Raw genomic sequence first — 24409 nt, 5'->3', positions numbered from 1 at the left:
CATATTGAAAAGAATTTTCTGATAATTATTTGGGGGTTATTTTGGAATAGTAGAGGAGGTTAGGTGAGGGACAGAAGTTAGAGTAGGAAAAGGGGCCACAGTTACTCTTGTGGTCTATGCTACAATGAAAAGAAAATTACTATAGTAAAATTGTGACTTTTATAGGTCCCCTTATTTAAAAATCTATCTATTTCAATCTACCAACTTCCAGTCTTGAGGTGAGACACAGTGCGCCAGCCACGATTTAAGTTAAGTACCATTATCATGCTCCTAGTCTGCCTCGTCGTATTAGTATCTTTGCTCGTTACAGACCTCCTCATCACCGATTCTACAAGTGAAAATATCCGCAACCAATTGGAGGAGAAAGCGACAATTGTCTCCCGTACGGTTGCAGAGTCTCAAATTGTTAAAAAAGGGTTACAGGGTGAGGTGGACCAAGATAAGATCCAAGAGTATGCGATGACGATCCAGGATGAAACCGGTGTCTTATTCGTTGTGGTGATGAATATGAATGGGATCCGCCAGTCACATCCTGTTCCTGAAAGGATTGGCAAACACTTCGTAGGCGGGGACGAGGGACGCGTGCTTCAGGGGGAGGAGTATATTTCTTCGTCGAAAGGCACGTTAGGAAAGTCGGTACGGGCTTTCACACCAATCTATGATCAGAGTCAGAATCAAATCGGAGCTGTAGCGGTCGGTATTTCGTTACAAGCCGTTCAGGAATCGATTCAACAAAGCCATCAACGGGTCATCATCGGTTCGATTGTGGGGGTGCTCGTTGGGATTACCGGGGCTCTTCTGTTAGCTAAATACATTAAGAAAAGCTTGTTTGGTCTTGAGCCGCATGCGATTGCCCGGATTCATGAGGAACGAAATCGGATGCTTCATTCTGTGCGTGAAGGCATTATCGCGATCGATAAAGGGTCCACAATTGTGCTCGTAAATAAATCAGCTCGGCACATTTTTCAGAAGGCGGGCTTGATGAATCAGGAACCGGTAGGAATGAAAATCAATGACTTCTTACCAGGTACGATGCTACAGCATGTGTTAGAAGAAAACGTATCGGAATTAGATGAGGAGCAAACGATTAATGGGGTTTCAATCATCACCAACCGTGCTCCCTTAGTTGTACAAGATCAGGTTGTTGGGGCGATCGCGACGTTTCGTGACAAAACCGAGGTTAACCAGTTAGCGGAACAGCTGACGGGGGTGCAGATGTATGCCGATACGCTAAGGGCTCAATCACATGAGTTTATGAATCAACTGCATGTGCTGCTAGGGTTGATTAAGATGGAAGATTATAAGGAAGTGAACCATTTTATTAGTACATTGGTGAATCACCAGGCTCATGAAGTGGGCAATGTCACGCGGGATATCAAAGATCCGGCTCTTGCTGGATTCGTCATTGGCAAAATGAGCGCTGCCAGAGAATCGCATGTGCATTTGAATGTTGAATGTGAAACCGAGATCCCGCAGCCGGAGGATCCTGCCATCACCCATGAACTGATTACGATCCTTGGCAACTTGATTGATAATGCGGTTGACAGTGTTTGGGAACGTACGCAGAAGCAGGTCGATGTGAGATTGTCGTACATAGATGCCCTGTTGACGATAATCGTGTCGGATACAGGAAGCGGCATTTCGGAGGACAAGTACGAGGAAATTTTTCAAAAAGGAGTGTCTACGAAAGAGGGGGATCATCGTGGATTTGGCCTTTATCTCACGAAACGGAGTGTGGAGAACATGGAGGGCTCCATTGATGTGGGCTCAAATCGTAAGCATGGCACTACTTTTACATTAATTATCCCTTACGAATCAGGAGGTGAACAAAGTGATCAGCGTGCTCATCGTAGAGGATGATCCGATGGTAGCTCAATTGAACAAAAGTTACATCGAACAAATAGACGGGTTTACACTCAGCGGCATCGCTGGCAACACAGATGAAGCCATTGAGCACTTGGCCCGAACGAAAGTGGACTTGCTGCTTCTCGATGTCTATTTGCCAGGGTTAAATGGAATTGATTTTCTAAAAAGGATCCGTGAACAAAATCAGGATATTGATGTGATCTTAATTACAGCTGCATCCGATATTCACCAGATTCAGCAATCCTTAAGGCTTGGAGCTGTAGATTATCTCATTAAACCGTTTGAATTTGAACGCTTTGAGAAATCGCTCACTCAATACAAGCGAAATCATTATACATTATCGGATATCGACCAAGTTAACCAGCGTGAAATCGATCGTGTGCTCCAAAAATCAAGTCCGCAAGCAGAGGGACTGAAATCATATGAATTACCGAAGGGCCTTACGAAAAACACATTAGCTACGATTAACCAGGTGATTCTCTCTAAGGAACCAGATTCTTTTTCCACAGATGAGGTGGCAGAGATGACGCAAATCTCCAGGGTTTCTATACGGAAGTATTTAAAATTCCTGAGTGACATCGAGTATTTGGAAGAAACCCTGGTCTATGGTGTCGGGAGGCCGATTTACCAATATAAACTGAATGATTCCAAGCGAGATCATATCGATCGTTATTTGTAAAAGCAGCCAACTTCGGCTGCTTTTTTTAATTACAATACTATCATTAATTTCGTAATGTGTGAATGTTCTGTGAACTTCACTAAGATTAGGTTAAGTAAATGAAAGCGTTTGCTGACGCTTTAAGCATTCATCTGTTATTTTACTACGAACGAAAAGGAGTGGATCAAGATGTCACAAACAGCTAAAGAGCTGAACTATGACAGCCAATCGGACGAACAAGTCACAGAAATGCAGAGCAAAAAGAAAGGGTTTACGATTTTCGAGATTCCTGTGCTATGGTTCGCCATTTTTACGGCGATCACCTTGTTCAGCTTGTACACGGGGAACCTTCCAGGCGGGATGATCGGAAGCTTGCTTGTGATGATTGTATTGGGAGAATTATTTGGTTGGATTGGGGACAACACCCCAATCGTCAAAACCTTTCTCGGCGGGGGAGCGATCATCGCCATCTTCGGTGCGGCATTCATGGTGTATGCAGGGTGGCTGCCGGATTCTTCGGTGACAGCCATGACAACTTTCATGAAAGATGGTGGCTTCTTGAATTTTTACATCGCGGCCTTGATAACAGGGAGTATCCTTGGCATGAATAAAAAGATTCTTATGAAAGTAGGTTTGCGTTACTTTTTACCTATCGGTGGAGCGGTGATTGGTGCCATGTTGATCGCCGGTCTATTAGGATCTTTAGTTGGTTTCTCTTTGCGCGAGGCTGTTCTTGTTATCACCATGCCGATCATGGGCGGCGGTATGGGAGCAGGTGCTGTGCCGATGAGCCAAATCTATTCAGAGATGATGGGAAATACTCCAGGCTATTATATTTCTATTCTGGTACCTGCCCTTGCTTTAGGGAATGTCTTCGCTATTGTTTTGGCAAGTATGCTTAACCTGCTTGGGAAAAAAGTTCCTTCTTTGACGGGGAACGGTCAACTGGTTCACGGTTTTCAATACAAAGAGGAAAAGCCGACCTATGATATTCAAAAAATGGGGATCGGTTTACTGGCTGCTGTCGCATTCTTTGCAGTGGGGACTTTGCTTGGAGACTTTATCCCCATCCACCCGTATGCGATTATGATTATTATTGTCGCTGTTATGAAGATTGTTGATGTGATTCCTCAAAATGTAATTGAAGGTGCAAGCCAATGGTATAAGTTTGTCGCCAATAACTGGACACTTGCCTTACTGTTTGGAATCGGAATCGCTTATACCGATTTGAACACGGTCATTGAAGCCTTGACCCTGCAGTATATTCTGACTGTATTCGGTGTTGTATTCGGAGCGATCATTGGAGCAGGATTGCTCGGCAAACTTGTTGGATTCTACCCGATCGAAGCAGCTATCACGGCTGGTTTGTGTATGGCGAATATGGGTGGAACAGGTGATGTGGCGGTTCTTTCTGCTTCGAAGCGAATGGAACTGATGCCTTTTGCTCAGATCTCCTCTCGCTTAGGCGGAGCACTCATCTTATTGTTAGCCGGGTTAATTATCCCGTTATTTAACTAGTAGGTATCAGCCTAATCCCCTCGGGGCGAGCGTAAATGGCTTGGAAGTGAGCGAAATGGATATGAAGGCGAGCGATTTGGACGAAAAGCGATCGTTCGTAAACAAGATGTGAGCGAAAAAAGCCTATATTGGAGCGTTGCACACTATCCTGATGAGATTGATTGGTGAACGGGAGGTCTAGAATAATGTAAGACTGCAGTAGAAAAAATAGCCCAAAGAAAAAGGATGGTCTTCTGTTCAAGAAAACCATCCTTTTTCGAATAGATCGAGTTTGCCATTATTCGTTATTGTTATGTTGTTCTTCGTCTAACTCATCATCACCTTGGTCTTTTTGCTCTGAAGGCTCTTCGCTCGGATCAGGTTCTTGCTCATCATTGTTTTGATTTTGTTGTTCGGAAGGCTCTTCGGTTGGATCCGGCTCTTGTTCGTCATTATTTCCGCCTTCGTAGTTTTGGTCAGTAGGCTGCTGTTCATTTTGGGTTGGCTCTTGTTCTTCGTCAGCAGTGCCGCACCCTGTCAATATCCCAGTGGATAGAATAACTGCGAGTAGGCTTAAAGTTAGTTTATTCCATTTCATTGTGATCACCTCATTCAAACATGTTGTTACCATTATTTCCAATTTGTTCGTATCTATTCAACACATAATTAATTTGTTCTTTAGATATCGTTCAGTTAGAAGGCGAACACTTCGAGACGCATGGTGAGACAGAAGCAATCTGCCTGAATTATACACTCTTAACTATCTCATTTGGAAAGACAGATTCATTTACCACCAAAATGAATCTGTTTAGTTCATTATGGTAGATTTAAAACTCCCCGATTTCCTGCAGCAAGCCACGAAGCTTTTTCCTCGCATGACGTCCCCAATTCTTCACCGCATCCCTCGTCACTCCTTCTACCTTGGCAATCTGATCGACCGACAAATCCTGGATGATAAAATAGTAGACCCATTTCCATTGATTTGTCGTCAATATTCCCTTGACTTGCTCCCACAGGTAGTGGTCTTCGATGAGATCTTCTGTGTGCAGCGGGGAAGTGATTTGGTCCTGGATATAGATTTGGTCATACTTTGAGGCAGTTGCTTCTTTGCGGATGGCATCGATGAGGGCGTTGCGGATTTTCCAGCTTATGTACGTCGATAGTTTTCCCATGTCGGGATTGTAGCTTTCATATGCTTTCCAGAGGGCTTCTAATCCTTCAGCAAAAAAATCTCCGTTGCGATCTTTGATGTGGAGTTTGTGGATATGGAAATAAATCAGCTGTTTATGTTGTGTAACGAGCTCTTCGAAGTCTATGGACATATGGCCAGCCACCTTTTCGGTTTATATTTTTCATAATTATTATCGTGTCGAAAAGGGGTTTTGGTGTCATAAATTGGGTTAATTTTTAAAAAATTGAAGAAAATTATAAATAAATATTCCATTTTTGTAGTTCTTAGGTAATAATAAGGGGGTGCACAAATTCAGGATTGGATATCCAATAGAAATGGAAACTAGCATTGAACGAATCCTACGAACATTACCAACGTCTTGTCTACTTAGTCCTCCACAAACTACACGTGAGGAAGCCTCACGAGGATTATCTCCAGGAAGCTTTTTTCATTTATGATGCCTGCAAGGAAAGCTTCGACCCTACCCGGGCCAATTTTTCTACGTATTTTACAAGCCAGCTCACCTTCTATTTAAAGTCCCTGTTTCGTAAGCAAAAAATTCAATCGTCACGCCTTTCTATGCTTAGCCGGTATGACGGTTCTTTTTCACCGGATCCGATTATAGATTTGATTTCCTTCCACGATATTTTCCATTATGCTGCTTTAACTTCTTTTGAAAAAAATGTTCTTCGCTTATCTCTTCAAGGCTGTACGGTTGGACAGATCGCTGTGTCTGAATCGGTCAGCCCTGCTACCGTGAAGCGTGCGAGAAAGGCGATTAAGGAGAAAACGAAGCCCCACCTGTGTCCATAATCGTTTCTTAAAGCTGCCCTTCGCTACGTACCATTTCCCTTTTAAAAATAGCTTGGTTCACATTTCTCACCGTGTGCCAAGTATTTTCTTGGAGGAAAAAAATAATGGCATTTTTGACACCTCACGCGGAGCACATACGATTATAGATCATGAAGGGGGAATTTTTGTGAAGCAAAAAAGAACCCTTCCACAAGAAAAATCAAGGAGGAAATCAAGATGAACTATGTAAAAGAAATTCAGGCATTCTATGAGCAGGTGGAACTTAAACCGATTTCGGCATCTGCCGCGAGCTTGTGGCACGCGATGTTGTACTTCCACCACAAATCGGGGGCGCGTAAACAGTTCAAAGTAGGAGCGCCGGTGTTATGCATCAAATCCGGGTTAGGGGAGAGCACGTTCAAGAAGGCACGGCGGGAGTTAAGGGAGAAAGGCTACATTATTCACATTGCGGGTGCGCCGAAAGAGATCCCGACATACCAAATGATTTCATTGCAGAAGGAGGAAAACCATTAAATGAACTACATTAAGGAAATCAATGCTTTTTATAAAAAATTGGAACAAACCCCGTTGTCAGGCTCCGCAATATCCTTGTGGCATGCGTTCATGAGCGTCAACAATCAATGCGATTGGAAGGAAGAATTTACGGTTGCCTCGTGGGTGGTGCGTTCCAAAGCGGGGTTAAGTGAAGGGACTTTCAAACGGGCGCGGAATGAATTGAAAGAGCATGGTTACCTGATTCATAGACCAAGGGGGTCGCGGTTGAGTGCAGCTTATCAAATGGTCTCTTTGCAAGCCACAGTGGACCACAATGTGTACGATAAAACGTCCCCATTAGTTAAACAGAAAAAGAAACAGAAACAAGTAGTAGTGGCGGAAGGGGGACCGCATTCTTTTTATGAACAAAATATGGGCATGCTGACACCGTTCATCGCGGAGTCGATCACGAAATGGTGTGAGGAGATGTCAGATGAGCTTGTGCTTGAATCTATGAAAATTGCCGTCAAGCAGAATAAACTGCTGTTTCAGTATTGCGAGGGAATTTTGAAGCAATGGGAAAAGCACGGCGTGAAGACGGTGGAGGCAGCTAACATGTTGGAATCGAAAAAAGTGTCAACGCGCCGATCGAAAAAAGCGGCGAACCAGAGTATTTTTGACAAATTGAGAGCGGAGGGTGACAAATGGATCAAAGAGAAGCGTTAGAAGTACTGGAAACGATGAGTGAACTGTACCCAAATAAAATCGAGATCACAGAAAGGGTAGCAGACATGTTGATTCCCGAGTTGATGGAAATGGACTTCACAGGTGTGAGGAAAAAACTGTCCGCCTTTGCAGCGCGAAACGTTTTTCCACCGACTCTTTCAGAAATCGCGGTGTATCCGCCAGAGGAAAACACGTACCTGGATAAAATGCGGCAATGGGAGCAGGAAGCGGCGAACGTAACGCCGGAAACGAAGCAGCGTTTTCAAAAGCAGCTGCAGCAACTGGTGGAGGAGATGTCACATGATTCGTAATCATGAAGCGGAACAGGCGGTACTTGGAGCGATCCTGCAAGAAGGGACTCTCGTTAAAGATGTGTTTCTGCTGGCTGTACATTTTGAGAACCGTAATCATCAGGAAATTTTTCAAGCGATTAAAAAGGTAGATGCGGCGGAGCAGCCAGTCACGATTGTAACGGTCACGACTGAATTAGGAGAGCGGGTAGGGCGTCTCGGCGGCGTTCAGTACTTGCTGTCTCTGGCTGAATCGGTTCCGACTACGGCCACATTCAAGCATGACCAGCGGCTGGTGCTGGAAGCTTATCGGAACCGAAAGACGAAGGAACTGGCATTACACTACGCTGGCAACCCTACCGACCAGTCTCTAGATCAGCTGATGGGACGATTGGATGAACTGCGTCAGATTGGATTCGAACAGGACCGGGCAACTGTGTATGAGCACTTGATAGACATCGCTCAAGAGATGACCGATCCACCCGAAGGCGGGCAAACCGGTTTTTCCACTGGCTACATACAACTCGATCAGATGACAGGCGGGGCACAGCGAGGCGACTTACTCATCGTCGCCGCCCGCCCATCCATGGGAAAAACGGCCTTCGCCTTGAACCTGGCCACCCACCATTGTCGAGCAAGAGGAGCGGTTCACCTGTTCAGCTTAGAGATGGGCGTCAAATCACTGCTGCAGCGGATTATCTCGATGGAAGCCGCGGTCGATGGGCAAAAGTGGCGCTCGATGAGTTTTTCCAATAAAGATTATGCACAAGCGCTGAAATCGATTGGGGAGATCGCCCGCTGGTCGCTCAACATTCATGAACAGGCGCGAACTGTTCATGATATCCGGGCAAGCGTTCGTCAAGCTATGCAGGATGATAAAGCCGGCCGTAACCATATGGTGATCATCGATTACTTGCAGCTATTGACAGCAAAAGGCCGCTTCGAACGCCGCGACCTCGAAGTCGGAGCGATCACACGAGAACTGAAGCTGCTCGCCCGCGAACTAAACGTGCCGATTGTACTTCTGTCACAGTTGTCGAGAAATGTAGAGCAACGCCAGGATAAACGACCGATGCTGTCTGACTTGAGGGAGTCCGGCAACATTGAGCAAGATGCGGATGTGGTCAGCTTTCTGTATCGGGATGATTACTATAACAGAGATTCGCAGCTGAAGGACCGTGTGGAGATTTTGCTCATGAAGCAGCGGAATGGTCCGGTTGGAAGTGTCGGGCTGAGGTTCTTGAAGGAGTATGGAAGATTTGAATGTTTAGAAGAAGGGCTGTCTGATTTTCGGAAATCTGAATTCATTGTTCCTTAATGGTTGCGGAATGTTTCCTAACTCGATGGGATTGCTCCCTAACGGAAAAGATTGTTCCCTATCTACTTAGGATTGTTCCGTAACGGAAAAGATTGTCCTCTATCTCTTTAAGATTGCTCCCTAGCGTGAAAGATTGCCCTCAAACTCCTCGGGATCGTAAAAATTTTCCTTTCACCTATGTAGTAGATTAGATCTCCTATGCTAAGAAAAGAGTCCAGTTCATTTTTTTGAAACAAATGGCTATGATTTTTCGTATCGTATAGAAGAGTTATGAAAAGGGGGAACCGTATGTTTACAATTGCAGAAGAACTATTGCTGCTCGCACTTGATGACGATAAAGGAACGGTCGTTTTTTCAGCCAGTAGTTCCTTAAACTATGGTCTGGCGGGAGCGATTCTTGCCGAACTTACGATTCAGGAACGGATTACGCTCGAAGATGAAAAAGTAGTGGTTATGAATGAAAATGGAGATGGCTTCCAACGTACGGTATTACAGCAAATTAAGGATTCGAAAAAACCTAGAAGTGTCAAGCACTGGGTTCAAAGTATCAGCTTTCGGATGAATAAAATAAAGAAAGAGATCCTTAATTCTTTGGTGAAAAGAAACGTGTTACGAGAAGAAGAACAAAAGATCTTATGGGTATTCTCGCGACATGTCTATCCAAATGAACAGGATAAACCCGAACAACAAATCCGAAAGCGTCTCCATTCGTGTCTTTACGGAAACGAAGAGGCTGATGAAAGAACGGTTATGCTGCTGAGTCTCATAAAAGCTTGCAATCTTATTGGCGAAGTTTTTCCAAATGAAAAATCTAAAGATGTCCAAAACAGGATAGATGAGGTAAGTGAAAGTGAGGCGTATGGGAAAGCTGTGAAGAAATCCATAGAAGCGATGCAGACGGTGGTGATAGCTGCTTGTGCGTCAGCTGCAGCAAGTTCGGCAGCTAGTTCTGGGGGTGGCAGCTAAGCTCTTCCTATCTTGTTGAATAGATTCTGTTCAATTTCACGGATGTCACAAACTCGTCACCGGAAAATTTACATGGACTTAAAATTGTGGTGGTACACTCGGAATTAGTACACGAAGATTTTCTTTTGAAAAAAAGAATATCTTCGATGTACGTGAAATAAGGATAGTCACACAGAGGAAAAAGTCGAACAAGAAGGAGTGCAGTATGTTGTATCTCAAAGAAGTAAAAAATCTAGAATTCAATAGTCAACTTTCCTTAAACCAAGTAGAGGACCGCCTTCTGATTACAGCAGACTTTCCTAAAGGATTCCTTTTTGAAAATTGCTTAGAAAATCCTTTTCTATATGTGACTTTGTATGTTCGCGGTGGAGAGAGAATTAAGCTGATCGATGAAGAGACAGCCCAGCTGTACTCACCGGCGAAAAAGGATTTTGCGCCTGAGACTTATCATCAAATTATTACGTTTGCCAGGAAGCATGCGCCGCAATTTAAGGACTAGTTTTGAAGGGAATTAAGAGATTAGAGATTTCAGCATCCTGTTTGTGAAAAGAGCAGGATGCTTTTTACGTAGCCGGCTCGATTCGAGTTAAGAGTCTCTCTTAGTGCTTTTATGATTGATTTAGAGTTTCAATATGATGAAAATATTGGTATGCTTTTTCATAGAAAAATAGTTACGGATTAAAGAAAGGGGGAGTCGTGGATGAAGAGGACGTCCGAAATTGTACTAGGCATTATAGGCAGTGTGTTATACGGGTTCGCTTTAATCGGTGTTTTTCCTTCATTATTTGCCGTAATCCCCAGTATGTATGAAGCGACCCTTCAGCCAGGCGTCTCATTCGCCGTCATTAGCATGGCAGTAATGGTTTCTCTGCTCGTCATTGTTCTCATCGTTTTACCTGCGGTCGGATTAGCTTTGGGAATTACGGGTACTAGTTTTTTAGTGAAAGAGAAAAGTCCTAAAGTAGCTGGGGCTTTCTTTCTAGCGGCTGGGGTCCTATCTGTTGTGCTAACATCATACCTATTGATAGCTGCCATAGGTTCCGTGTTTTACTCAGACTTGGGTTCTACGGTTTTTTCAGCGTTTTTCGGACTATTGTCGATATTTCCGTTCTTTGTTAGTGGTATTATGTGTCTGGCTAGGAAGTAAGGGCAAACCAGAGGAGCACGTGTTCATATAGCTTTACTTAAGCAGCCCGGAAAACCCTTATCTTAAAGGGGGGTTCCGGGCTGCTTGTTTTATAGATAGGCTGCACACAGTGGTATTTCATCGTTCCATGATTCAAAACGAAAGGTCAATATGCTCTCATTACCACATGAAGTTTTCCGAAATAAAACATACAGCACAGGGTATGTTTTAGATCTCGATCATTGTGGAAATACGGAACATGTGGGGCTGAAAAAGGATTTTATGCCCCTGTTTCACTTCAAAAATTAGTACATTGCATGCCGGGTGATAGCAAAACTTCCCAGGTAACCATAGTAGAAAGGTGTGTTTTTGAAAATGCCTAACCATATCGAAGGAAAAGTTGTCGTCTTAACGGGTGCGTCCAGCGGCATTGGAGAATCAACTGCGAAGGAACTGGCAAGCCATGGTGCCAAACTGGTCCTGGCCGCACGGCGTGAAGAACGGCTGCAGGAATTACAAAAGGCCATCGAGAACGAAGGGGGAGAGGCTCAATACAAAGTGACGGACGTCGTTTCTGAGGAACAAATGCAGGAACTGGGGCGATTTGCGCTTGATACGTATGGAAAAATTGATGTGATGGTGAATAACGCCGGGTTAATGCCACAGTCGCTGCTGCATAAGTTGAAGACTGACGAGTGGGATCAAATGATTGATGTCAATATTAAAGGTGTGCTGTATGGAATCGCTGCGGTACTGCCGCACATGCGTGAACGAAAAACTGGCCATATTATCAATATCTCATCCGTCGCGGGTCATGAAGTCTTTCCGGGGAGTGCGGTCTACAGTGGAAGTAAGTTTGCTGTCCGTGCCATTACCGAAGGACTGAGAAAAGAGGAAGCGGCGAACAATATTCGCACGACGATTCTTTCTCCTGGTGCGATCGATACCGAATTAACCGAAACGATTACCGACAACGAAGTCAAACAGGGTGTGGACGAGCTTTACAAGCAAGCTATTCACCCAGATTCCATGGCTCGGGCAATTCGTTATGCTGTAGCCGAACCTGGCGATGTATCTGTCAATGAGTTGATCGTTCGCCCTACTTCGCAAGAGCTCTAAATAGAATGTTGTAAGCCCCCTGCCTCTAATTGAAATAGAGGCAGGGGGCTTTTGCGTGGGACCTGCTCACGCCCCCCAGAGGCCGTTTTTACAAAAGATTTATCAAAAGGGCTACGTTTTATTCCACCGCGTTTGTGGGAACAGAACCATAAATTGTTAAAGGAAGGAGGGGGTTCACTGTGCAACAATTATTTAACTTAGAAGAATACCAGCAAAGACTCAGTCAGGTGAAAACCAGAATGGACGAACAAGGGGTGGATGTTCTGTTGGTTTCCAATCCATCCAACATCAATTACCTTTCCGGCTATAATGCGTATTCCTTCTATGTTGTGCAAGCCTTAATCGTCATTAAAGAGCACGACCAGCCGATTTGGATTGGCAGAAGGGAAGATGCGAACGGGGCCAAGTTAACGACATGGCTGGATGATGATCGCATCTATTATTATACCGACGACTACCTTCATTCGAACACGAAACACCCGATGGATGTGATTACTAATGTGTTCAAAAAACTGAACCAGGATAAGCGGCGAATTGGGGTAGAGTTGGGCAGTTATTATTTTTCAGCCATGATTTATGAAAACTTTAAAGGTTCGCTGCCAGATGCCAGTTTCATAGATGCCACAACATTAGTCCCCAACGTGCGGATGATTAAATCGCAGCAGGAACTACAATACATGAGAAATGCTGCGGCGAATGCTGAACATGCGATGGAAATCGGCATCAACGCAATTCGTGAAGGGGTAAGTGAAAATGAAGTCGCGGCTGACATCTACCATGCCCAGATTAACGGGGCAGAGGGAATCGACGGAGATTACCCATCGATTGTGCCGTTACTGCTGTCAGGGGTTAAAACGTCGAGTCCCCATTTGACGTGGGATGGAACAGCTTTTCAAGGAGATGAGATTGTCACACTTGAACTGGCCGGAGTTCATAAACGCTATCATTCCCCGCTTGCGAGAACGATCAAGCTCGGACAGCCAACTTCAAGGGAGGAGCGCCTGGCAGACGCTGTCCATGAAGGGATTAACGAGGCGCTCGCTGCCGTCAAACCTGGTAAAACGTGCGGAGATATAGCCATGGTATGGAGTGAGACAATTAAGAAACATGGGTTTGAAAAATATGACAGACTCGGCTATTCCATCGGCTTAAGTTATCCGCCGAACTGGAGCGAGCATACAGCGAGTATCCGTCAGGGAAATGAAACCGTCCTGCAGCCGAACATGACGTTTCATTTGATCCCCGGTCTTTGGGAACAGGACTGCGGAGTTGAATTCAGTGAAACGTTCGTCGTTACGGAGGATGGCTGTGAAACCCTTGCCAATTACCCGCGTGAACTGATTATTAAGGAAGGCAAAAAGGCGACTTCTTCTTAAGAGATCAACAAAGAATCAAGGGAGGAATAAATGATGGCTAATCAATGGGATTATGGAACAGAGTCTGTTTGGGCTGGTGAAGACCGCTATTTACTGCAAGGCGCAACACAAGTTCCCGTTGTTCACAGTGTTTCCTTTGGTTATAGCGACATCGATGATTGGTATGACGTTGCCTTAAATAAGCGAGAAGGGCATATTTATGCGAGAAATACGAATCCGACGGTGGATGTGTTTGAAGAAAAGATTCGTCAGCTGGAAGATGCGGAGGCGGCGACCAGCTCTTCAACGGGGATGTCTGCCATCAGTAATTCACTGTTTGCCCTGCTCTCCTCAGGTGATCGTGTCGTGTCCATCAAAGATACGTACGGCGGCACCAATAAAATTTTCTCAGAGTTTTTGCCAAAATTTAATGTGGATGTGGAGCTTTGCGATACAACTGACTTTGAAGCCATAGAGCGGGAGGTTGAAAAAGGTTGTAACATCCTCTATTTAGAGTCCCCGACGAATCCAACGTTAAAAATTGTTGATCTGAACAGGCTGATCGCAGCGGCAAAGCGTGTCGACGCACTAGTGATCGTGGACAACACATTTGCTACGCCGATCAATCAACATCCATTGGCTCTCGGAGCTGATCTGGTGATTCACAGTGCCACAAAATTTCTCGGAGGTCACGCAGATGCACTTGGCGGCATCGTTTGCGGACCAAAAGAACTCGTCGATAAAGTGTATCACTTTCGCGAAATTAACGGCTCAACACTTGAACCTATGTCCGCGTACTTGTTGCTTCGCGGCATGAAAACACTTGATATCCGCCTTAAACAGCAAGAATGGAGCGCCCAAAAAATTGCCCATTATTTAGAGGGGCAGCCGCTTGTTGAGGATGTGTTTTATCCAGGGCTCCCTTCCCATCAGGGACATGACATCGCAACCCAGCAAATGGATGGCTTCGGCAGCATGCTCAGCTTTTCACTAAAAGGCGGACTTGATGCTGTACGTGAATTTTTGCCCACTCTTAACCACGCACACTTGGCGGCCAATTTAGGCGCAGTCGAAACCATTGCCAGCATACCGAGAACATCAAGTCATGTTGAAAGTTCAGCCGAAGAACGGGAAGCCATGGGGATTCCTGAAGGCCTGATTCGTTATTCCACAGGGGTAGAAAACACCGAAGACTTAATCGCTGATCTCGATCAAGCCTTCGAAAAACTTTCCAAAACACAAACGGAATATACGAACTCGTAAGGAAGGTGATCCAATTGGCTGGTAGTTATGCTATCACTGAACGTGCCGACGAGCTTTCGGATGAACTCATAAAATGGAGACGGCACATCCACCAGAACCCTGAACTCAGTTTTCAAGAACGGGATACGTCCTCCTTTGTGGAAGATAAATTGAAACAAATCGACGGAATCGACATTGAAACAGGAATTGCTGGAACCGGTGTGCTAGCGACACTTTCTAATGGGTACGGACCGACGATTGCGGTACGAGCTGATATGGATGCTCTGCCAATTGAGGAACAGAGTTCACAGGATTATTGTTCCGAGAATGATGGCGTCATGCATGCCTGCGGACACGATGCGCATACAGCGATTTTACTCGGTGTCGCTCAGTTGTTAGGTGAAGCTTTTAACAAAAATGAATACAAAGGGACGGTGAAGCTCCTGTTCCAGCCAGCAGAAGAGGTTCCTGATGAGGACGGGCGTACTGGATCCAGTTACGTGGTCAAGGAAGGTGTGCTGGACGAGGCGGACGCTGCTTTTGCCCTGCATATGTGTCCGTGGCGAGAAGTAGGTGAAGCCCAAGTGAATGATGGGTACAGCATGGCAAATATCGATATGTTCAAAGGAACAATACGCGGAAGCGGCGGTCACGGGGCTTACCCGCAGCAATGTCAGGACCCGATCTGGATGCTTGGTCCAGCCATGCAAGCCTTATACGGCATAGTTTCACGAAAAATATCTCCGCTGGAGTCAGGCGTTGTGACGATTGGCCAAGTTCACGCGGGAACATTAACGAATGTGATTCCTACTGAAGTCGAAGTCGAAGGCACACTGCGAAGTTACAGCCCTGACATTAGGGAATTTCTTGTCGATGAAGTTAAGAAAGCTTTTTCCGTTGTGGAACCGCTTGGCGGAGAGGTTGACGTGGAGATTACTCATGGTGAACCTGCTCTTCAAAATGACCCGCAGGTGAATACATGGCTGAAGCAGACGATGCAAGACATTTATCCGTCGTTTCAAGTGTATGAAGGTCCGTTTGGGCTTGGCGGCGAGGACTTTAGCATCGTGACTAAGGAAATGCCGGGGGCGATGTTTTTCCTTGGCTGTAAAAATGCTGATGATCAGCAGCGTAATTTACACACCCCGGAATTTGATATCGACGAAGCATGCCTGCCTTATGGTGCAGCGATTTTAGCAGAAACGACCCTCAGGTATTTGTCAGGTGACTATGAGCTAAAAGATCAAAATCAGGAGGTGACGACAAATGACGCATAAGCTGGCGTTTGTCGGATTCGGAGTTGTCGGAAGTGGACTAGCGGAAATTCTGCTTAATAAGCAAGACATGCTGGCGAATCAAGTTGCCTTAGATGCCGAGATTGTTGCGATTTCAGATTTGAACTTAGGTTCGATCTATCACCCAGAAGGACTAAATCTCCAGACGTTGCTGGATGTGGTCAAGGAAGATAACAGTTTAGAGCATTATCCTGAACACCCCGGCTTAATCAGAGGGTGGGACAGTCTGCAAACGATTAGGGAGACAAACGCGGATACGATTGTGGAAGTGACCCCAACGGATGTTGAAACAGGTCAGCCCGCAATCGATCATTGCCGGGAGGCTTTTGAAAATAAGAAGAATCTTATCACCACAAATAAAGGCCCTGTCGCCCTTCAATACAAAGAATTATCCGCGCTGGCCGAGGAAAATGGCGTCGGATGGGGATTTGAAGGCACGGTGATGAGCGGAACGCCAACATTGCGGATGCCCGCTGTTTCGCTGTCGGGAAATACCATCCGTGAAATCCGCGGAATCCTCAACGGGACAACGAACTTCATTTTAACAAAAATGGAAGAAGACATGACGTATGAGGACGCCTTAGCCCAGGCGCAGGAACGTGGCTATGCAGAAGCGGATCCCACCAGTGATGTTGAAGGTCATGACATTTTGTATAAAGTGGTTATTTTAGCCAACGTTGTGATGGATGTACCTCTGGAAAAAGATGAGGTGGAATGCCAGGGAATGACAGATCTTACCGCGGAAGACATTAAAGAAGCGAAGTCAGAAGGGAAACGGTGGAAGCTGCTCGCGAGAATTACCCAGCAAGATGGTAAGGTTCAGGCATCCGTAAAACCGGAAAAGCTTTCCTTGGATGAATCACTCTCCTCGGTGATGGGAGCCACGAATGCGATCACTTATGAATGTGATTTGTCGGGTCCGGTTACGGTCACAGGCGCAGGTGCCGGACGGATCGAAACTGGATTTTCTCTGTTAACTGATTTAATTAATATCAACAAAACACGAATCTATGAAATGAGGTGAACACAGTATGACAACAGGTGTAACAGGTCAAAAGATGTTAATTGCCGGTGAATGGAAAGAGAAGGATGAGACCATAGAAGTTCGTGATCCAGGTGACAACAGCCTGATTGATACCGTTCCAGCTGCTTCAGCGAGCGATATGAACGAAGCGATTGAACGGGCCAAACAGGAAATCGACCAAAGAAGAAGGCTGCCTGTTCATAAACGGATTGAGATCTTAAACCGAGCAGCGGATAACGTGAATGAGCAAAAAGAAACGTTTGCGACCATCATAGCCCGCGAAGGAAGTAAGACGATCAATGAAGCTCGGGATGAAGTAGACAGAACGATTCAAATCCTGAGAATTAGTGCAGAAGAGGCGCGCAGAATTCAGGGCGAAACGATTTCCTTTGACCAGGTACCTGGAAGTGAGAACCGTGTTGGCTACTATACTCATTTTCCAATCGGCGTTGTGGGTGCCATTACCGCCTTTAATGACCCATTAAATCTGGTAGCTCATAAGGTTGGTCCGGCGCTTGCCTCTGGAAACGCCGTAGTCGTCAAGCCGACAAAGGTGACGCCGTTGAGCGCCCTTTATTTAGGAGAAGCCCTGATTGAGGCAGGTCTGCCATCCGCATTGCTCTCCGTTGTAACGGGAAAAGGAAGCGAACTTGGCGTTCCACTCGTCAAGCATCCTGACGTAGGAATGATTTCGTTTACCGGAGGTCTTGAAACCGGAGAACAAATCACCGAAAAAACGGGCGTGAAAAAGCTTCGGATGGAACTAGGCTCAAACTGCCCTGTCATTGTCCTGAACGATGCGGATCTCAAAAGCGCCGTTGAGAATACCGTCAGCGGTTCCTTTGCAGCTGCTGGGCAAAACTGTATCAGTGTCCAACGCGTTTTTATTGAAAAAGATGTCTTCGATGATTTTACCAAACAATTCGTTAAGCAAACAAAACAGCTGAATATGGGCGATAAACGTTCTGAATCCACCGACATGGGGCCGATGATCAGTGAAGAAGAAGCCAAACGAATCGAACAGTGGGTGAATGAAGCTGTTGAAGATGGAGCAGAAATTCTGTGCGGAGGCGAGCGCCGGGGCGCTTATTACACGCCGACGGTCTTAACCAATGTTCCAAAACATGCCAAGATTGCATGCGAAGAAGCATTTGCCCCAGTCGTTTCTCTATTTCCTGCCGAGGACTTAGAAGAAGCCATTCAGCAGTCTAATTCAGTGAACTATGGACTGCAAGCAGGGATCTTCACCCCGAACATCGACAAAGCTCACGAAGCTATTGAAAAGTTGGATGTCGGCGGTGTGATCGTCAATGACAGCAGTGACTACCGCGTCGATGCGATGCCGTTTGGCGGTGTGAAAGGTTCAGGTATCGGTCGAGAAGGGATTCGGTTTGCGATTGAATCGATGACGGAAAAGAAAGTGGCTTGTTTTAATTTGGCCAAGTAACAACGGTGTTTACAATTTCAGAGTGGATATTAGCTACTTACCTAACGAATTTGCCATAAAGCCCTCTTAGCCAATTGTTAGGATTTGAATGAAGTAGTCAGCGACATTACGGGGAAATGAAGTTGTTTCAGCGCTGTACAAAGAAAGTCGAAGAGACTTCGCTCTTCGACTTTTTATCATGGGGAGAAATTGAAAATCTATTTAAAGTAGCTTAGCTTTCAGAAAAGGGGCCAGTCTTGGCTCTTTTAAAACTCTACAATGCAATCTTATTATTATATTTCAATTCTTTCGCTTTTTTTAAGGACGAGTACAAGAAGTACGACTAAGGTGAGGCATCCAATAAAGTACTGCATAGGAGAAAGTGGGTTTGATCCAACCATAACTGGATAGAAATAACCAGGAAAATTTTCAATTATGTTTGAAAGAAATACGTTATTTGTACTTTCCAACACATTTATCAAAATATTATGAAAGAAAAGTAGTAACGCTGTCAAAATTCCATAAACTGCACCACTTCGGACACCATAAAGTAGTAAGATATATCCAAACAAGAAAAAAGTTAGCACTAGAAGAAAGACGTTAACTGAAAATCCCAGAAGGAAGGAAGCTTTCAACTCTCCAGGAACTCCAAGTTCTTTTGTAACTAGAAGTAAAACAATTCCTAATGCTGCATAAATTAAACTGACACATAGAGCAATTACAACATTGGCTAGTACATATTTTTTTCTGTTTTGTTTTGAATTGTTAATCAATGATATTGTCTTAGATGAATAATCTCTGTTGACAAAGTAAAGAGGGTGTAATACAGCAGCGAGCATTCCTAACATACAATAAAAGTTTGAAACATGTTTAATCGTAAAAGCTGTAGTTCCTGATAAGATAAGGTAACTAATGAGTATTGCTGGTCCTAAGGCTGCCAATACTCCCACAATCAAAGATCCCCTCTTAAATAGCTCACTTAAGTTGTAACTAACGTAACTTTTAATATCCAATATCACGTTTTTCACCTCCGAGTTTGCTCATATACACATTACGAAGCGTTTTCTTTTCAGTAGTAAAATCAATTAATCTTATACCTAATTTATTTAAAAATTGGAAAACATCAGCATTATTTGCCGTCGTTTCAATTTCAACTGTTTTTTCACTTGAATGAACGATACTTCCGAACTCTTGATGATTGATAAATGTTGCTAATTCAGTAGGAGTATCAAAAACTAATTTTAGTATGTGCTGGCTCTTGTTACTAAATTGCTGTTCATCAAGGATGTTCCCTTTTTCTATAAACAAGACGCGATTACAGACGTTCTCAATGTCTTCTAGCTTATGGCTGGAAATCAATATACCGACATTCCACTCTTTAGCCATTTTTTTCAATTGCTCTAATACTTCGAGGGATGTTTCAATATCCATACCGTTTGTTGGCTCATCTAATACGACGTAACTCGGATTGTTCAATAGACTTATAACTATTCCTAATTTCTGCTTCATTCCCAAAGAGTATTCCTTCACTTTTTTATTCAATACATCAAACAATTGCAGGCATTTTAGAAGTTCCTCGTATTCATTAAGTTTGAATATGTTTCCATAAATTTTCGAGAAATAGGATAAATGCGCTAATCCAGTCTTATTACTAAATAGTTTAGGTTCCTCAATCAAGTATCCGACATGACTGTTGTCTTCAACAGATCCATCGAATTTCTGAATCGTTTGAGCAATTATCTTCATAAGCGTACTTTTTCCTGCGCCATTATTTCCAATTAAACCGACAATTTCTCCTGGTTTGAAATCAAAAGATAGCTCATTTAAAACTACAGAGCCACTATATTTCTTAGTAATTGAGTTGATAAGCATTTTCCAATCCCCCTGTTTATTCCATTAGTTTAAAAAATCCCTTTTGTATTGAACAGCTAGATATATTCCAGATGCGAAGAATGCCAGAGAATATTTAAATAAAAAGAAAATTTGCCACATGTATCCTTTCGGAAAAATTAAGTCGCACAGAACGACTCCACCTAACATTACGAAGGCACTTTTCAAATATATGTGACTTGTTCTTTCGTCTGATTTACCCATTTTGTTCCGATATACGAGTATCAAGACCCCTCCGACTAAAAGCAATATAAAACCGCTAACAATAAGCATATTCCAATTATCATTTGATTTTTCCGCCCAAATTTTCAAAGGATAAAAGATTGAATTTGATATTACGGGCATAGATTCAAACGTCATTTGGATCATTTCCTTTCACATAAGTAAAAATATCGTTCACATCAACTTCAAAGAAATCGGCAATACGAAACGCTAGTCGTAACGAAGGCACATAATTTCCTTTTTCCATTACAAAAATTGTTTGCTTAGAAACACCGATTTTTTTTGCCAACTCTAACTGAGACATCTTGGCAAGCACTCGATATTCATAAACATTATTTGATATGGAATCGCCAAAATCTTTCTTCATAAATCCTCACCTCTCACAAAGTATTGTAAAGTAAACTTATACAAGAGTAAAGTGAACTTTGTGAATTTGCAATATAAGTATTTTAATAATTCAGGAATCTCGTTGACGGGGTATATTTCCCATGGTAAAAATTACTAGAGAGCTCTTAATTTTTGGAATTTTCCAGAAAGGAGGGATAATATGAAAAACGAAATCAGTAAATTGAAAAAAGAGAGTCAGAATGAACAAGTTACTTGGTTTGAAGAGGTTGTAGATCAACAATTTGATGATGACGTATTTGGAGCCTGCACTACAAATACATTTTCTCTTAGTGATTACTGGGGCAATGATGGGAGTTGGTGTACAGCTTCTCATGAATGCATGTCATGGTGTAAATAATTTAGAAATACTTATATGGGAAAAGGAGATATCGCTATGAATAATAATAAATCTAATAATCGTAATAGTACGGAAAATGAATTAGAACTGGGAAAATATCTGGAATCAGATATGATCGCATTAACTGATGATGAAGTTGCTGGAGGGGCAACACCAACTATCGTTATTACGGTAGTTACGGGATATATTTCAACTAACACTTGTCCAACTACTGCTTGTACACGCGCTTGTTAAAGGGGGGGTAGAAATTTTATGATTACCTACAAGAAACAGTTTTATCCAGAACTTGAACAGTCAGATTTCGATGAACATATTGCACCACTTCTATATTATATTGATGAATTGTCTGTGCACTCTGAAGATAATTTGAATAATGTAGATGCTTTCAAGGCCCAGGAATTATACCCCTATCATAACCCTTGTAGGATGATTGCTAGAAATGCCTTGGAGAAAGTATGGGACTCGAATTTGGACAAGCATCTTCTGGAACCTGAATCATTCAAAAATGCTATCTGTGAGCTGTTCTCACAGATAGCTTTCTCGTACTTAATAAGGTGTTTCGCTGAACAGATCAAAACATTATCTGAGCAGTCTATGAATTCGAAAGAAATTTATGATTACTACACTCAAAGATTAATGGCTACACAGTTCAAAGAATTTGCGGATATTTACGCAATTGCATGGGGTAGGTGCAATAATCTATTAGAGAACAGAGCAAATGCAATTAAAGATGCTATTCAGTTGACTGAAAAACATCGTGTAAGAATTGAGGAAGAACTCAAAATTCCGTGCACTAGTCGTATTGCTTCTGTACAGTCAGGGGGAGACACACATAACAATGGGACTTCTGTAGCGATTATTACTTTTGAACATGGAGAAAAGATTGTTTTCAAACCGCGTTCAGTATCTGGAGAATTAGGATATACAAACTTCATTCGAGAGATTAACAAATTTATATCTCCAAAGATGCCTTCCCTGACTGTTATTGATTTTGGTAATTATGGTTTTACAACGTTTGTAGAAACTAATGAAGAAAAGACTGATATGTTCCAAGCAGGCAGACTAGCATGTCTAATGTTTATGTTAAATGCTACAGATATGCATTACAGCAACATACTGTGGACAAATGAGGGGCCGCTTCCAATAGATTTGGAAACTCTATTCCATCCACCTCGGATTAGAACTGGAATTCCTGAATCAAAAAGAAGCGCTTATCATGCATTGGAGAAATCAGTATATGGTACAGGTGTACTCCCAATATCATTAGGTACAAAAACAGGGAATGGTTCAGTTGATGTCGGGTTCACTGGTATTCGAAACGAAAACAGTGTAAGTCCTTTTAAGATTTTCGATATACAAAATGGTTTTTCTTCAAACATAAAAGTTGTCTGGAAGCATCAAAGTATCGATAATACTCTATCGAATGACCCAGATTTGGAGTCTTTTATCCATGAAAGATGTGACCAAATTATTGAAGGTTTCTCTGAATTTTTCATGCAAGTATACCAACAAAAGAATCTGTTTATTGACGCAGTTAGAAAGTCATTTAGTAATGTTAATTTTCGTTATATACATAATATGACATACAGGTATGAACAAATCTTACGTATCTTATCTGATGCAGAACCATCCAGAGATATAGAAACGGCACATGCTTTATTGTCTCGTACTGGAATACTGAGTCTAACAAGTGATACCAATTTGGTTTTATCTGAATGCAGACAACTCTGGAACGGGGACATCCCGTATTTTTCCCTCAACTTCAAAGGGACAGAAGTTTTTTCTGGAAATGAAGTTATTTCTCATATTCCAACAAGTCCGGAATCACAATTTATTTCAAAGATGGAAAATCTCACAAAAGATGACTTGATTAGACAAACCAACCTAATACGACTAGCTTTTGTTGCTAAGTTAGCAGATCCACATGCAGATGGAAAGCTAAAACTAGAAGAGTCAGAATCTATAGAGAAAGAAATAACTAAATTTAAAAAGCTGAACACAGTAAAAGATTACAACAATAAAAATCACAAAGAAATCATTTCTTGGTTTTCCAAATCAATAACTGAATCACTTTTGGATGATCGCTATGAACATTTACCAAAGACTTGGATTGGACCTGTTGCACGATTTGGGGGGCAGGGCTGGACACCAGGAGTTTTAGGGTACGATTTATATAACGGAAGAGTTGGCCCAGCACTCGCGTTAGCAGTGGCCGGTAAACTGGTATCAGACGATGATGCAATCAAAGCTTCCAATGATATTTTTGAAAAATCATCAAACATTCTAGAAGAAAAAAGTTTCGAACTTAGAAATGTCCTTCTTTCTGGAATTGGTGGATTTTCTGGAGTTTCAGGTCTACTGTGGACATTATTTGCGGCAGGGGATTTCGTTGGAAACGAAAAATGGAAAGACATAGCTGTTAATTCGTGGCCAATATTGCACCATTCTCTGGATACACCAGATAATGATTTTTTCGACATGATTACGGGCAAAAGTAGTTCGATTGTTATGAGATACCGAACGCAAAAAGATTTCAAATTAAGTAATGATATTATCAAAAGAAGTCTTTCATTGGCATATTCAAAAATAAATGCAAGTGATACTCAAACTACTTCAGGATTGACTCATGGATATGGTCAATTACTTTGGTTTTTTGCTTTGGTCAATCAAAAACAAGAAAACAGCGAAATAAAACGAATAGTTGAGGATATTGATTCGATCATCTGTAATAAGTACACAAACAATGATGGAATCATAGAGATATATAAAGATGGCGAAGGTATGAATGTATCATCATCTTGGTGTAATGGTTTATCAGGACTATTAATAGCCTATTACGAAGCATACAAATCAAACATTTTACCTAAAGAATCTGTTCTAAATTTAATAGATCAGCTAAGAAGAATACCTATATCGCGTGTTCCGGTACTTTGTCATGGAAGTTTGGGAATAGTAGAGGCGCTTGAGTACGTGAGTGAATCATTTCCAGAAGAGACATCTGAAATCCTCCTAGAGATGAAAACAACTTTCTGCTCTCCAGAATATATTTTTAACTACTATAAAAATGGGAAGGGCCGATATCCTTTAAGCCCAGGATTGATGGCGGGTAAAGCTGGTGCACTATTGCACCTTTGCAAATCTCTTGACCCTACTATTAAAACTTCCCCATTAACGTTTGGTAATTAA

Annotated in this window: 26 protein-coding genes; 20 read left to right on the top strand and 6 right to left on the bottom strand. The window is 43.0% G+C overall.

Features of this window, described 5'->3' with window-relative positions:
- Positions 1 to 228 precede the first annotated feature (228 nt).
- The 3 genes from dcuS to B5354_RS09230 all read left to right on the top strand — a co-directional run bounded on the left by dcuS (position 229) and on the right by B5354_RS09230 (position 4042).
- On the top strand, positions 229 to 1860 hold the full coding sequence (dcuS, locus tag B5354_RS09240; protein WP_079528068.1) for a DcuS/MalK family sensor histidine kinase: 1632 nt from the start codon (positions 229 to 231) through the stop codon (positions 1858 to 1860).
- Positions 1832 to 2545, top strand: a complete 714-nt coding sequence (locus B5354_RS09235; protein WP_079528066.1) for a response regulator — start codon at positions 1832 to 1834, stop codon at positions 2543 to 2545. Before dcuS ends, B5354_RS09235 begins: the two co-directional genes overlap by 29 nt.
- A 168-nt stretch (positions 2546 to 2713) precedes the next feature.
- Positions 2714 to 4042: a 2-hydroxycarboxylate transporter family protein gene (locus tag B5354_RS09230; RefSeq protein WP_079528064.1), complete on the top strand. Its 1329-nt coding sequence runs from the start codon at positions 2714 to 2716 to the stop codon at positions 4040 to 4042.
- 277 nt (positions 4043 to 4319) lie between these two features.
- Here the strand turns inward: B5354_RS09230 and B5354_RS09225 are convergent, their stop codons facing one another.
- Together B5354_RS09225 and B5354_RS09220 are read right to left on the bottom strand one after the other, a co-directional pair.
- Complete coding sequence (locus B5354_RS09225; RefSeq protein WP_079528062.1) at positions 4320 to 4619, bottom strand: hypothetical protein; 300 nt, start codon at positions 4617 to 4619, stop codon at positions 4320 to 4322.
- Between the two features lie 229 nt (positions 4620 to 4848).
- Positions 4849 to 5343: a sigma-70 family RNA polymerase sigma factor gene (locus B5354_RS09220; protein ID WP_079528061.1), complete on the bottom strand. Its 495-nt coding sequence runs from the start codon at positions 5341 to 5343 to the stop codon at positions 4849 to 4851.
- A gap of 197 nt (positions 5344 to 5540) precedes the next feature.
- Here B5354_RS09220 and B5354_RS09215 point away from each other — a divergent pair, with 197 nt between their 5' ends.
- The 14 genes from B5354_RS09215 (at position 5541) to B5354_RS09150 (ending at position 18387) form a co-directional block, all read left to right on the top strand.
- Positions 5541 to 6005 (top strand): RNA polymerase sigma factor, encoded by a 465-nt coding sequence (locus B5354_RS09215; protein ID WP_079528059.1) that lies wholly within the window; start codon positions 5541 to 5543, stop codon positions 6003 to 6005.
- A 216-nt stretch (positions 6006 to 6221) separates the two neighbouring features.
- Entirely contained in the window at positions 6222 to 6518 is a 297-nt protein-coding gene (locus B5354_RS09210; protein WP_079528057.1) for a hypothetical protein, read from the top strand.
- A complete protein-coding gene (locus tag B5354_RS09205) occupies positions 6519 to 7205 on the top strand; it encodes a DnaD domain-containing protein (RefSeq protein ID WP_079528055.1) in 687 nt (228 codons plus the stop codon). It abuts the gene before it with no gap.
- Positions 7184 to 7516, top strand: coding sequence for a hypothetical protein (locus tag B5354_RS09200; protein WP_079528053.1), 333 nt, complete (start codon positions 7184 to 7186; stop codon positions 7514 to 7516). The genes B5354_RS09205 and B5354_RS09200 overlap by 22 nt, the downstream gene beginning before the upstream one ends.
- On the top strand, positions 7506 to 8813 hold the full coding sequence (dnaB, locus tag B5354_RS09195) for a replicative DNA helicase (RefSeq protein ID WP_079528051.1): 1308 nt from the start codon (positions 7506 to 7508) through the stop codon (positions 8811 to 8813). Before B5354_RS09200 ends, dnaB begins: the two co-directional genes overlap by 11 nt.
- Before the next feature lie 288 nt (positions 8814 to 9101).
- On the top strand, positions 9102 to 9779 hold the full coding sequence (locus tag B5354_RS09190; RefSeq protein WP_176142452.1) for a GOLPH3/VPS74 family protein: 678 nt from the start codon (positions 9102 to 9104) through the stop codon (positions 9777 to 9779).
- Between the two features lie 205 nt (positions 9780 to 9984).
- A complete protein-coding gene (locus tag B5354_RS09185; protein WP_079528047.1) occupies positions 9985 to 10278 on the top strand; it encodes a hypothetical protein in 294 nt (97 codons plus the stop codon).
- Positions 10279 to 10479: 201 nt separating this feature from the next.
- On the top strand, positions 10480 to 10926 hold the full coding sequence (locus B5354_RS09180; RefSeq protein ID WP_079528045.1) for a DUF4064 domain-containing protein: 447 nt from the start codon (positions 10480 to 10482) through the stop codon (positions 10924 to 10926).
- 354 nt (positions 10927 to 11280) lie between these two features.
- Positions 11281 to 12024, top strand: a complete 744-nt coding sequence (locus tag B5354_RS09175; RefSeq protein ID WP_079528043.1) for an SDR family oxidoreductase — start codon at positions 11281 to 11283, stop codon at positions 12022 to 12024.
- Positions 12025 to 12203: 179 nt separating this feature from the next.
- Positions 12204 to 13400 carry a M24 family metallopeptidase gene (locus B5354_RS09170; protein ID WP_139377093.1) on the top strand — a complete coding sequence of 399 codons (1197 nt, stop codon included), beginning with the start codon at positions 12204 to 12206 and terminating at the stop codon, positions 13398 to 13400.
- 33 nt (positions 13401 to 13433) lie between these two features.
- The gene (locus tag B5354_RS09165; protein ID WP_079528041.1) at positions 13434 to 14642 is read left to right on the top strand and encodes a cystathionine gamma-synthase family protein; all 1209 of its coding nucleotides are present in this window, start codon (positions 13434 to 13436) and stop codon (positions 14640 to 14642) included.
- A 5-nt stretch (positions 14643 to 14647) separates the two neighbouring features.
- Complete coding sequence (locus B5354_RS09160) at positions 14648 to 15898, top strand: M20 metallopeptidase family protein (RefSeq protein ID WP_425432110.1); 1251 nt, start codon at positions 14648 to 14650, stop codon at positions 15896 to 15898.
- The gene (locus B5354_RS09155; RefSeq protein WP_079528037.1) at positions 15888 to 16940 is read left to right on the top strand and encodes a homoserine dehydrogenase; all 1053 of its coding nucleotides are present in this window, start codon (positions 15888 to 15890) and stop codon (positions 16938 to 16940) included. Before B5354_RS09160 ends, B5354_RS09155 begins: the two co-directional genes overlap by 11 nt.
- A gap of 7 nt (positions 16941 to 16947) precedes the next feature.
- Positions 16948 to 18387: an aldehyde dehydrogenase family protein gene (locus tag B5354_RS09150; protein ID WP_079528035.1), complete on the top strand. Its 1440-nt coding sequence runs from the start codon at positions 16948 to 16950 to the stop codon at positions 18385 to 18387.
- Positions 18388 to 18659: 272 nt separating this feature from the next.
- Here B5354_RS09150 and B5354_RS09145 read toward each other — a convergent pair whose 3' ends face one another.
- From B5354_RS09145 to B5354_RS09130, 4 genes are read right to left on the bottom strand one after another with little or no spacing between them, the layout of a single operon-like run.
- Positions 18660 to 19316 (bottom strand): ABC transporter permease, encoded by a 657-nt coding sequence (locus B5354_RS09145; protein ID WP_245804746.1) that lies wholly within the window; start codon positions 19314 to 19316, stop codon positions 18660 to 18662.
- A gap of 52 nt (positions 19317 to 19368) precedes the next feature.
- Positions 19369 to 20238 carry an ABC transporter ATP-binding protein gene (locus B5354_RS09140; RefSeq protein WP_079528031.1) on the bottom strand — a complete coding sequence of 290 codons (870 nt, stop codon included), beginning with the start codon at positions 20236 to 20238 and terminating at the stop codon, positions 19369 to 19371.
- 24 nt (positions 20239 to 20262) lie between these two features.
- Positions 20263 to 20616 (bottom strand): DUF2178 domain-containing protein, encoded by a 354-nt coding sequence (locus B5354_RS20720; protein WP_139377092.1) that lies wholly within the window; start codon positions 20614 to 20616, stop codon positions 20263 to 20265.
- Positions 20606 to 20845 carry a helix-turn-helix transcriptional regulator gene (locus tag B5354_RS09130; RefSeq protein WP_079528027.1) on the bottom strand — a complete coding sequence of 80 codons (240 nt, stop codon included), beginning with the start codon at positions 20843 to 20845 and terminating at the stop codon, positions 20606 to 20608. Before B5354_RS09130 ends, B5354_RS20720 begins: the two co-directional genes overlap by 11 nt.
- 180 nt (positions 20846 to 21025) lie before the next feature.
- Between B5354_RS09130 and B5354_RS09125 the strand changes: the two genes are divergently transcribed.
- Genes B5354_RS09125 through lanM form a run of 3 tightly spaced genes read left to right on the top strand, consistent with a single transcriptional unit; the run spans position 21026 to position 24409 of the window.
- Positions 21026 to 21223 (top strand): plantaricin C family lantibiotic, encoded by a 198-nt coding sequence (locus tag B5354_RS09125; protein WP_079528026.1) that lies wholly within the window; start codon positions 21026 to 21028, stop codon positions 21221 to 21223.
- 36 nt (positions 21224 to 21259) lie between these two features.
- Positions 21260 to 21457, top strand: coding sequence for a class II lanthipeptide, LchA2/BrtA2 family (locus tag B5354_RS09120; protein WP_079528024.1), 198 nt, complete (start codon positions 21260 to 21262; stop codon positions 21455 to 21457).
- An 18-nt stretch (positions 21458 to 21475) separates the two neighbouring features.
- Entirely contained in the window at positions 21476 to 24409 is a 2934-nt protein-coding gene (lanM, locus tag B5354_RS09115; protein ID WP_079528022.1) for a type 2 lanthipeptide synthetase LanM, read from the top strand.

It is taken from the genome of Halobacillus hunanensis, assembly GCF_900166655.1.
Taxonomy (GTDB): Bacteria; Bacillota; Bacilli; order Bacillales; family Halobacillaceae; genus Halobacillus_A; species Halobacillus_A hunanensis.
Note: the sequence above shows the minus strand (reverse complement) of the source record. Positions and strands in the feature narration are given on the sequence as shown.